Annotated in this window: 11 protein-coding genes and 1 riboswitch; of the genes, 3 read left to right on the top strand and 8 right to left on the bottom strand. The window is 45.6% G+C overall.

Features of this window, described 5'->3' with window-relative positions:
* Positions 1-418 precede the first annotated feature (418 nt).
* Entirely contained in the window at positions 419-877 is a 459-nt protein-coding gene (locus tag R3289_RS16890) for an RNA-binding protein (RefSeq protein ID WP_318926864.1), read from the top strand.
* On the opposite strand, the gene murI is transcribed toward R3289_RS16890, so the two are convergent.
* The 3 genes from murI to btuB all read right to left on the bottom strand — a co-directional run bounded on the left by murI (position 846) and on the right by btuB (position 4265).
* Complete coding sequence (gene murI / locus R3289_RS16885; RefSeq protein ID WP_318926863.1) at positions 846-1637, bottom strand: glutamate racemase; 792 nt, start codon at positions 1635-1637, stop codon at positions 846-848. The two genes, R3289_RS16890 and murI, sit on opposite strands and share 32 nt — an antisense overlap.
* An 87-nt stretch (positions 1638-1724) precedes the next feature.
* On the bottom strand, positions 1725-2384 hold the full coding sequence (locus tag R3289_RS16880; RefSeq protein ID WP_318926858.1) for an ATPase: 660 nt from the start codon (positions 2382-2384) through the stop codon (positions 1725-1727).
* Positions 2385-2432: 48 nt separating this feature from the next.
* On the bottom strand, positions 2433-4265 hold the full coding sequence (gene btuB, locus R3289_RS16875) for a TonB-dependent vitamin B12 receptor (RefSeq protein WP_318926857.1): 1833 nt from the start codon (positions 4263-4265) through the stop codon (positions 2433-2435).
* A gap of 36 nt (positions 4266-4301) precedes the next feature.
* Positions 4302-4529, bottom strand: a riboswitch (cobalamin riboswitch).
* A gap of 148 nt (positions 4530-4677) precedes the next feature.
* On the opposite strand from btuB, the gene trmA reads away from it, so the two are divergent.
* Positions 4678-5784 carry a tRNA (uridine(54)-C5)-methyltransferase TrmA gene (gene trmA / locus R3289_RS16870; protein ID WP_318926856.1) on the top strand — a complete coding sequence of 369 codons (1107 nt, stop codon included), beginning with the start codon at positions 4678-4680 and terminating at the stop codon, positions 5782-5784.
* Between the two features lie 93 nt (positions 5785-5877).
* On the opposite strand, the gene R3289_RS16865 is transcribed toward trmA, so the two are convergent.
* Both R3289_RS16865 and fabR read right to left on the bottom strand, forming a co-directional pair.
* Complete coding sequence (locus R3289_RS16865; RefSeq protein ID WP_318926855.1) at positions 5878-6252, bottom strand: YijD family membrane protein; 375 nt, start codon at positions 6250-6252, stop codon at positions 5878-5880.
* Between the two features lie 22 nt (positions 6253-6274).
* Positions 6275-6907 carry an HTH-type transcriptional repressor FabR gene (fabR, locus tag R3289_RS16860; RefSeq protein ID WP_107284686.1) on the bottom strand — a complete coding sequence of 211 codons (633 nt, stop codon included), beginning with the start codon at positions 6905-6907 and terminating at the stop codon, positions 6275-6277.
* Between the two features lie 345 nt (positions 6908-7252).
* Between fabR and sthA the strand changes: the two genes are divergently transcribed.
* Positions 7253-8662: a Si-specific NAD(P)(+) transhydrogenase gene (gene sthA, locus R3289_RS16855; RefSeq protein WP_318926854.1), complete on the top strand. Its 1410-nt coding sequence runs from the start codon at positions 7253-7255 to the stop codon at positions 8660-8662.
* A gap of 92 nt (positions 8663-8754) precedes the next feature.
* Here the strand turns inward: sthA and cysQ are convergent, their stop codons facing one another.
* From cysQ to R3289_RS16840, 3 genes are all read right to left on the bottom strand, one after another.
* Positions 8755-9588, bottom strand: a complete 834-nt coding sequence (gene cysQ / locus R3289_RS16850; RefSeq protein WP_318926853.1) for a 3'(2'),5'-bisphosphate nucleotidase CysQ — start codon at positions 9586-9588, stop codon at positions 8755-8757.
* A gap of 9 nt (positions 9589-9597) precedes the next feature.
* Positions 9598-10149 (bottom strand): ADP compounds hydrolase NudE, encoded by a 552-nt coding sequence (gene nudE / locus R3289_RS16845; RefSeq protein WP_318926852.1) that lies wholly within the window; start codon positions 10147-10149, stop codon positions 9598-9600.
* 132 nt (positions 10150-10281) lie between these two features.
* A complete protein-coding gene (locus R3289_RS16840; RefSeq protein WP_318926851.1) occupies positions 10282-11040 on the bottom strand; it encodes a type II secretion system protein N in 759 nt (252 codons plus the stop codon).
* Positions 11041-11042 lie beyond the last annotated feature (2 nt).

The following is an 11042-nucleotide window of genomic DNA, read 5'->3' as shown; positions in this document are numbered from 1 at the left end:
GTTGAAGCATAAATTGACTGTGCCAATATCATTCCTCTGCAGGAATCATACTGTTCGGTCACTCAGTTCATTGATAAATCTTTCGACTTAACTTTTTCACGAGTGCCCACACAGATTGCATGGTCAAATTGTTAAAGAACATACTGACTAGGTTGCTGGCTAAGCGCCGTGCTCCGTGTCAGTGAGGCCGCATTATAGAGACTTAGATCACTCTGACAAGCGTTTTTTTTAAAAAATACTTCGCTTGATTATTATTTCATCTAATGTGAACTTATAGCTTGTAATTACAACATTAGAGGATCGTCACACTCACTAACTGGTAATTACAAGTCAATGAAAGTAATATCAATGTGACCTTGTTGTTAAAATGACCAATCACGCATTCTCTCTTACCCTTTATGACGATATAGTTTTAAATATGAAATTTTCCAATCAAACACTAATGACGGTAATCGCCATTGCTATTATCGGTACTCTAGTTTTTAACTTCGTATCTGTTCCACCAGCGGTAGCATTTGCTATTGGTGTAATCATTACAGGCCTGGCTATACATTTTATGCCAGATCAACAGTCATCATCTCAAGATTCAATAGATTCATCTCAGAGCAGCAAAACCATCTATGTAGGCAACCTGCCTTATCGTGCAAACGAAAATGATGTGAAAAACCTTTTTGCCGAACATGGTGAAGTGTTTGCTGTACGCTTGATGAAAGATAAGCGTACAGGTAAACGTCGGGGATTTGGCTTTGTTGTTATGAATAGTCAGGATGCAGATACTGCTATCCGCAATCTCAATAATAAAGAGTATGGTCAGCGAACTTTAAAAATTCGTGAAGCCAATGAACCTAAAAATTTGGAAGATGAAGAGATTGAATAATCCCTAACTGCATTTTCCTTAAACTGTAATTCAGTGCCGCGGCATCTTTTGTCGCGGCACTGTTGTATGTAAGGTTTTCAATCGTCCCACCTGTCTCAACACACTCACCTAGTAACAATTTAACTCGGTTGGCAATTGCCTTCCCTGAATCCACAATTTGTACCGCCGACTTAAAGGCCAATGCTATATCTTCTTTTATAAGGGGAAAGTGTGTGCAACCCAAAACGATACAGTCAACCTTACCTTGCCAGGGTTGTAAAATCTTACCGAGTTCATCTGACGACACGCTGATACCTCGTAGCTTTTCTTCTGCCATTTCAACTAATCGCGTTGAACCCATCATAAGAACCTCACAATCACAGGCAAATTGCTGAATAAGATCATGAGTATAAGCACGCTTAACGGTTGCAGGCGTAGCAAGTAAACCAATTACTTTCTTTTTACTGATTGCGGCAGCTGGTTTTATCGCGGGCACCACACCCACAACAGGTATGGATAATGATCCACGTAGCGAAGGTAGAACGATAGTGCTCGCAGTATTACAAGCAATCACGACTAAATCGATATTATGGCGGGCGACTAACAGGCAAACGATATGATGAGTACGTTGGATTAATACATCCTCAGCTAACTCACCATAAGGAAAAGCTTCATTATCAAAAGCATAGATATATTGAACCTGTGGTAGAAGAGCATGTACTTCCTGATAAACCGATAATCCACCAACACCAGAATCAAAAACAAGTACTCTTTTCACTATGCACCACAGACCAAAGTTATTATCAGGGCGCTTATCATACTGCGTTCTGCACCAGATAAAAAATATCCCCTGATAATGAAGTGATTATCAGAGTAACTGGTATCTCTGATAATGGAATCTTTCCTGCCTTTCGCAGTTCGTTATGCTAATAGCCAGCTCCGAATAGAAGCATGGTGCTTTCACCACCAGGGTATGAAATTCCCCCTTTTCTCCACAGGGATCAACGCCATCAGGTAAACTGGCAATAAATTCGGCCGTATACCACTTGCCACAGTAACAGCCATTAAGCTGACTGGTATCAACGGTTGTCACCAGCGTTTTGATCCCGCACTCAATGATCTCTTGCGCCAGCTCTTTGCTGTCTCGACCAAGCAATGGAAATACACATTGCCAGCCTGCGGGTTCAATATAACTACGACGGTAGTCGGCAATGCCATTACAGAACATATCGCCAAACGCGACGGCTTCCACCTCTAACCCGCTGGTTTTTAATCCTTCAACAACTAACGACTGGTAAACGTCATTGGCGGGAAATACCTCGGGTAGCGCAATAGTGATTAACGGTAATCCTGTTAACCGGGCTTGCTGCTTAACCATCTCAATCGGTGTAGCCTGGAATGGCACTTCATCTTCAAGATAAGTGGTATATAAACCAACCACTTCGTAGGCTGGGTCGTTGAGCAGCTTGATCAGGGTAAGTGTGGAGTCTTTGCCGGAAGACCAGCTTACGATGACTTTCTTTTTCATCAAGTTAACAACCTAAAAAACAAAAAACCGCCCGAAGGCGGTTGGATATTAGAACTGGTACATAATATTGAGATAATATGCACGTTCCGGTGATGGATAACCTAATGCCGTTTCATATTCTTCATCAAATAAGTTATCAATTCGAGCACTGATCGTTGTTGATGCATTTGCATAATAACTGACTGCAGTATCGACCAATGAATAAGACGGTAATGTCACACGTGTAGAAGGCCACGTGCTGTAATCTTCATCTGGACGCTTGCCGACATAAAGGTAGCTCACTGACCAGTCAACTTGATCAAAGCTAACTATGGCATTCCACTTGTACATTTCTTTTGCACGACGCTGCAGTTGTTGCCCATGACTATCTTCTGCATCTTTATAATCAGCGCTCACCTGGTGCTGTACGATACCAGTATCAAACTCAGCGACTAACTCGACACCTTGTATATGAGTTTCATCATCCACATTCTGGTATTTGTAGGTCATCGGATGGTAATCAATTAGATTAGTAATCTTGTAGTCATAGCCCGTTAGCGACCAATAAATATCTTTTACTACACCACTGAGACTAACCTCTATAGCATCAGATTCTTCTGGCTTAAGATCTTTCTCGCCATAAGTTGGATCATACTGCTGATATAGGTTTGGAGCTTTAAACGCGGTTCCATAAGAGGCTTTTACACCGAACTCAGGTACAAACTGATATCCCGCACCTAAGTTATAGGTGATCTCGCTGCCATACTCTTCATTCTCATCTAACCGAGCACTTGCCTCTATTATTGCAGAAGAAAACTGAGCCGTCGTTAGAGCATAAATAGCGGTGTTGTAACGTTCAAACGTATTATTTGCCTTTTTATCGACATATGATTCATCACGCCAATCAAGCCCACCAGCAATAGCAACCACATCGTTTAGTTGGTAACTGCTATTCCATTGCACATTACTTTGCTCAAGCTCATCTTGTGTTCCAGAATATTTTCCTTTTGACTGCTCATAGTTCCAAGCGTCTTGCTTCTGCAAACTTACTTGCAATTGACTCATGAAAGCTTCTTTTTGATATTTACCACCCAAAGAGAACGATAAATCATCCTTCTCGGATTCATAGTAACCACGAGAGATGTAGCTATTGTCATATTGGCTGACATTTTCATACCCTCGAACATTTCCAAACAGCGAAATGGCTTCATTGAGTTTATGGGTGTAACCGACAAGGCCATTCAACGTCTCAAAACCATGGCGATCGCCATCATTGAGGCCTGGTGACGGCTTCACATTATAGCCTTTATCACTCTCATGCCCGACAGCAATGTTTAACTGACCGTTGTCAGAAGTAGAAATGCCCGATGCGATGCTCAGTGCCTGATAATCTAAGCTTCCTAGCCCGGCACTTAATTTAGTGCCTACTTGATCCGCGCGAGCGACGGTAATGATATTGACTACACCGCCAATAGCCTCCGAGCCGTACAATGAAGCCCGAGCTCCTCGAACATACTCAATTCGCTCAACATATGTTAACGGGATTTGATTGAAATCTACGGCACCTTTTGCTGCGCGAGCAAAACGGACGCCATCGATTAACACAAGAACCTGATCTGAGCTCGTTCCACGAACGAACATTGAAGCAAGCTGTCCTCGACCACCATTTTGTGTAATTTGAATACCCGTGAGCCGACGTAGTACATCAGGAATTGTTTTAGCTTGAATTCGTTCAATGTCTTCACGGGTCACAACTTCAACATCCGCTAGCGTTGAGTGTATTGACTGCTCGAAACGGTTTGCCGTCACAACCATGACTTCATCAGGCGAAGTTTCTGCAGCAAAAGCATTGGATTGGAGGCACAGCGGGGCTAATGCCACTGCTAGAAGCGTTTTTTTCATTTTGGGGATACCTTAAGTCGCGTTTATTACTCAGCAATTATTGCTTGATACGCTGGCAGGTCTTCGGACTTAAGAGCATGGTTGAACAACCACCTACGACACAACTTCCCACTTCCGGTTGATTGCATTGCGCAACCCTAAGAAGCAGTGTTTGGAACATACGTCCGTGTGCTTTCGTTCTCTATTTACCGCTGCGCGTCAGTCACGGAATCTCACCGTGTTCCCTAGCTATTCATTTAGCAAACCAGCGCACCGCAAATGCTAGTTATCTATAGGCTTAATGTCTAGCTTTTGTTTGTGCAGGCTGAGCGATAATTGGCTCCGACTACACTTTTATCAGGAACAACACTGGACATCAGTCACCAATACAATAGAATCTGCGCTCTTATTTTGAGCAGTTTGAGGCACACTAATGGCATCCACCGCAATTAACACCGCTGATTATCAACAGCAACTGGATGAAAAAGCAGAGCGTATTCAAAACATCTTTGACGATTTTGAAACTCCCGAGCTTGAGGTGTTCGCCTCTCCTGCCGAACATTACCGTATGCGCGCAGAATTTCGAGTATGGCATGAAGGCGAAGATCTCTACTACGTCATGTTCAATCAGGACACACGCGAAAAATATCGTGTAGATCAGTTTCCTGCAGCAAGTCGTGTGATCAACGACTTAATGCCACTGCTTATTGAAGCACTGAAGCCAAGTCATACTCTGCGTCATAAACTATTCCAGGTGGATTTCCTCTCCACGCTTAGCGGTGAAATTCTGGTGTCGCTGCTTTATCACCGCCAGTTAGATGAAGCATGGGAAGCAGAAGCAAAAGCACTGAAGCTGCGCCTTAATGATGAAGGCTTTAATCTCAATGTCATTGGCCGCGCCCGTAAGATGAAAATTATCATCGATCGTGATTTTGTGATTGAGAAGCTGAATGTCTTTGATCAGAGCCTGACCTACAAGCAAGTCGAAAACAGCTTTACCCAGCCAAATGGCGAAGTTGCTCAGAAGATGCTCGAATGGGCGGTTGATTGCACTCAGGACAGTAAAGGTGATTTGCTGGAACTCTATTGTGGCAACGGTAACTTCTCTTTAGCACTGGCTAAGAATTTCGACCGTGTTCTGGCAACAGAGCTTGCCAAACCGTCGGTAGATTCGGCGCAGTACAATATCGCCGTGAATGATATTGATAATGTACAGATTATCCGAATGTCAGCAGAAGACTTTACCGATGCAATGGAAGGAAAACGTGAGTTTCGCCGCCTGAAAGATCAGAACGTCGATCTGCAAAGCTATAATTGCAATACTATCTTTGTTGATCCGCCACGATCTGGCATGGATGAAGGCACTTGTCGTATGGTACAGGGATATGAGCGCATCATGTATATCTCATGTAATCCTGATACATTAAAAGAAAATCTGGCGATTTTATCTCAGACTCACCGTATTACCCGCTTTGCGCTATTCGATCAGTTCCCATATACCCACCATATGGAAGCCGGTGTGTTTCTTGAACGTAAGTAATACCTGACACCGTTTGTCTTCAAGCTGACTTAGCCGTAAATCACGGCAACAAAAAAGGCGCCAAATGGCGCCTTTTATTTTAAAATCAAGACTCTATGATTCTTTTGGCTTGTCTGGAGTATTCATAATACCCATCTTATAAGCGACCCACACCAACAGCGCCAGCGCAATCATAAGGGGGAGGAAGTTTGACCCCATATCGGGCAGTTGCGCCCGTAGGAAGGCCGAATAAGCAAATCCACCAACCAGAAAACAGGCAAATGCAATTGCCGGTGTCCCTTCAGTCAGCGGCTTACGCAGGTACTCTTGATACAGGCAGTACACTGCCATGCCAAATGCGATAACCGGAAAGACTGAGAATGCAACATGGCTAGACGTAAATACGGCTAACGTTGCATTACCACATAAGCCCGCTAACAGAGAAAGAATTAATGTCTTGCGTTCCGATTTTACTTGTTCCTTGTCCATATCCTTCACCAACACAATAAGGTTATAGTTTCTGCCTGAGCTCACGACGCTCACGCTCTTTACGGTACCAATAGGCACCTTTAGCAATCATTCTTAATTGCAATATCAGCCTTTCAGCATGCTCAGCTCGAGCATGAGTGTCAATATCCAGTGCATCTGCTCCGGAACTGAATACTAGCGTCACTGATGCCTCAGCCTGAATGTAGGCCTCTTCATGAGTCACACCCGTTTTGGCTTCCAGATACTCGCTCAACTCGGCAACAAAGTGCTGGATCTCACGGGCAACTGCGGCACGAAACGCCGTCGATGTACCGGAACGTTCGCGCAATAACAACCTGAATACATTCGGGCTGCTTTCAATGAATTCCATAAATGTTTCGACAGAAGTACGAATTACACTGCCTTCTTCAGCAATGCGCTGCCGCGCCTGTCGCATGAGCTGACGGAGGATCAAACCACCTTCATCCACCATGGTCAGCCCTAATTCGTCCATATCTTTAAAATGGCGATAAAAAGATGTCGGTGCAATACCAGCTTCACGAGCAACTTCGCGTAAGCTGAGGCTGGAAAAACTGCGATCTGCACTTAACTGACTAAATGCAGCATCGATAAGTGAGCGGCGGGTTTTTTCTTTTTGTTGAGCCCTGATTCCCATGAACCTACTGCTTCTCTATAATCTTTTTTTGCAACTATACGCTGTTTTATCTATCGCTTCAGCGTGAATCGGCATTTTTCATTTCCATCAGAGCATAGTAAATCCTGATAGAAGCTGAATCAAAGCAGTAATTGTGAATTTTAACTACCAGCTCACAAAGTCACTCGCCACAGAATTACAGCCTTAAACCACGTCATAAGCCTGTCAGGATCGAAGTTTCACTCAATTTCCAGCGAACAACGTGATCATCACCGACCTATCGCGTCCCTCTGATTCTACCAAACTCGGGAAAAAGTTAAACTGTAGCTATGGCAATGTTGCACTGATGATAATAAAAGGCCAACAATGACGAAGAATAAAAAATCACTCCACTTTGACGCCATCATTATTGGCAGCGGGCCAGGGGGAGAGGGGGCGGCCATGGGGCTTACCAAAGCCGGATTGAATGTCGCGATTATCGAACGGGAGGAAAGTGTTGGCGGTGGATGTACCCACTGGGGCACAATTCCATCCAAAGCATTACGTCATGCTGTCAGCCGTATCATTGAATACAACCAGAACCCGCTGTATTGCAAAAATAACTCCAGCCTACACAGTACGTTTAGCCAAATCTTAGGGCATGCCCAGGATGTGATAAACAAACAAACCCGAATGCGCCAAGGATTTTACGACCGCAATCAGTGCAGCATCATCTTTGGTGAGGCCCATTTTATTGATAGCCACACGGTAGGAGTCAAAAATCGTGACGGCAGCAGCGAGACTTACAGTGCCGATAAATTCGTCATTGCAACCGGCTCTCGACCATATCGCCCTGACGGTGTGAATTTCAATCATCCGCGAATTTACGACAGTGATTCCATCTTGCAGCTCAAGCATGATCCGCGCCATATTATTATTTATGGCGCAGGTGTTATTGGCAGTGAGTATGCTTCTATTTTCCGTGGCTTAGGGGTTAAAGTCGATCTCATCAATACCCGTCATCGCTTGTTGGAGTTTTTAGATAACGAAATTTCCGATTCACTGTCATACCACTTGTGGAACAACGGTGCGATGATCCGTAACGGAGAGACTTTCAAGACCATTGAAGGCACTGAAGAGGGGGTCATACTGCAGCTGGAATCGGGTAAAAAAATGCGCGCTGACTGCCTCCTGTATGCCAATGGCCGAACCGGAAACACCGATAAGCTGAACCTGGCTACCGTCGGTCTGACTCCCGATTCCCGAGGCCAGCTTGCGGTCAATCAAAACTACTGCACCGAGGTTGATCATATCTATGCGGTTGGTGATGTGATTGGTTATCCAAGCCTTGCGAGCGCGGCCTATGATCAGGGACGTTTTGTCGCACAGGCCATTACCAACGGAGAGGCGCAGGGCAGCCTTATCGATCATATTCCAACCGGTATTTATACCATCCCAGAAATCAGCTCGGTCGGTAAAACCGAGCAACAGCTAACGGCAGCAAAAGTCCCTTACGAAGTCGGCCGTTCACAGTTCAAACACCTGGCCCGAGCTCAGATCGCCGGTACCGAAGTGGGAAGCCTGAAGATCCTGTTCCACCGTGAAACCAAAGAGATCTTAGGGATCCACTGCTTTGGCGAACGTGCCGCGGAGATCATCCATATCGGCCAGGCGATCATGGAGCAAAAAGGGGAAGGCAATACGATCGATTACTTCGTCAATACCACCTTTAACTATCCGACCATGGCAGAAGCCTATCGTGTTGCGGCACTGAATGGGTTAAACCGCTTGTTTTAAGGTTACTGGGGTATATTGGTTTTTAGCCAAATATAAACGGAGCCAGCAGGCTCCGTTGTCGTTCAATCATGGCTTAACACTTAGCTAAATCATCACTTACCATCCAGCAAGCGATTATCTGGCGTCAAAATCGCCGCCCAAGGAAGCGACAAGTCCCCTAAGGTAATAAAATTAGGGTTTTCTAGCGTATCACGCTCATTGTATGACAGGGGATCAAGGTGCGTATTGAGAATACGGCCGCCCGCTTCTTCAACAATACATTGCGTCGCCGCAGTATCCCACTCCCCGGTTGGGCCTAAGCGTAGATAGCAGTCTACTGCGCCTTCTGCAACCAAGCACGACTTCAACGCTGCCGAACCCAATGGAACCAGCTCATAATTCAATGAAGGATCAAGACGCTCCGTAATCGTCCGAATATCCTGACGCCGGCTAATCGCAACCGCTATCGACTGTGTTGGCAATTGATGTGTATGTGTCGCAATACGCACCGTGTCGCCTTCGGCTGTGATCTTCCAGGCTCCTTTACTGCGGTAAGCATAATAAACCACGTCAGAAACAGGCGCATATACGACGCCCATAATAGGCGTGTTATCTTCGACTAAAGCAATGATCGTCGCAAAATCACCGCTACCGGCAATAAATTCCTGGGTTCCATCCAGCGGATCCACCAGCCAGTAACGCTGCCATTGACTGCGCTCCGACAGGGGGACTTCTGCATCTTCTTCTGATAACACCGGAATATCAGGCGTCAGTTCAGTTAGTCGTTCCATCACCAGTTTATGCGCCGCCAAATCGGCACTGGTCACAGGCGTGTTATCTTGTTTAATTTCCTTTTCAAACTGGCCGCACTGATAAATATCGAGGATCACTCGCCCAGACTCACGAGCAATATCAATCACCGATGGTAAAAGATTCGATAATTCCATGACTCGCTCCTAATTTGAAAGCTGCTTTAATGCAAGGAAAAGTGCCGTAATACTTCGAGCTTCAGCGAAATCGAGATGATTGATCAGCTCTTCGCCCTGATTGACAGGCCAGCGAACAACTTCTAACGGCTCCGGTTCATCGCCTTCGAGCTGCTCCGAATACAAATCTTGCGCTAGGAACAAGGTCATCCGGCTGGAGAAGTAAGATGGTGCCAGCACCACTTCCTTAAGAATCTGTAATTGTTTCGCCCCAAAGCCAATTTCTTCTTTCAGCTCTCGATTGGCGGCCTGCTCTGCGCTCTCTCCTGCATCAATCAGGCCTTTAGGGAAGCCAAGCTCATACCTATCGGTACCGGCAGCATATTCTCTGATCAGCAACAAATCACCGTCAGCCGTAATTGGTACAATCAATACAGCGTGACGATTGCTGGGTTTCATCCGTTCATAAGTACGTTCAACCCCATTGGAAAAACGCAGGCCAAGAGACTCGATTTTAAACAGTTGTGACTGGGCCACAACTTCGGTCGATAAAATTTCAGGTTTGTTTTTTTCAGCCGCCATGCCGTTTTCCTGTATCACCATAATATGGCTATTTAAGGGCAATAGCCGGGTGAAATAAAGTAATTTTTTGGAAACCTATTTTTTTGGAAACCTATAAGCTTGCTACAATGTCAGCCGATCTTGGTACGCTTATTATAAGCGTCCGCTATAGGTTATTTTGTAACGCCCTTTACTATCAGGGTTACCTAACCACTTTAATTGCTCGCCTAATTGAGGCGGAAATTCCGCGCCGGGCTTAAACCAGCCATTTAAGCTGTAGCTTTGGTTGGCCGCTAACACTGCTTGCCAATCGCTGGATATATCAACTGAAGATTGGCTTGCCTGCGCAGTCAGCTGACCTTGCTTGCAGCTCAAATCGGCAATAACAGGGCCGGGATTGATCCCTCCCAGAGGAGAACTAATATTGGCGGACGTCCACGCCAGTGAGCCATCTAACGCAGAGCAATATGGCGCCTGATATTGATAATCACGGATGGTCAGCTCAAGGTTACCTTCAACTGTTGCCGGAATAGGCGCACGAGTATATTTCAGGAAATTCTGAGCCGGTACCGATACCAGTAAATTTTCCGCAAATGGACCAGATATACCGTAACCCAGCGTCCCCCGCCCATCGAACGCCAGATCGCTGCCATTTCCGAAACGCACGGCAAATGAAGCTTTGCCTGCCAGTAGAGCAGTCAGGCTCATATTCCACTGCACTCGCCCCAGATTCTGCTGTTGCCATCTGACTTGTGACGCCATTCCTCTCCAGGGCGTACCGCTGATCCCCGCAACCTTTAGGCCTTTGACGGCGGGCAACTGCTGCCATAACCAACTGGCTGGAACATGGGCCATTAAGCTACCGATTAAGACGGCACCAAAGGTGGTACCTAATACTGATTTAAACTTCACGT

The sequence above is a fragment of the Photobacterium sp. genome (assembly GCF_033720175.1).
Lineage (GTDB): Bacteria > Pseudomonadota > Gammaproteobacteria > Enterobacterales > Vibrionaceae > Photobacterium.
This window is presented reverse-complemented; position numbering and strand designations above follow the sequence as displayed.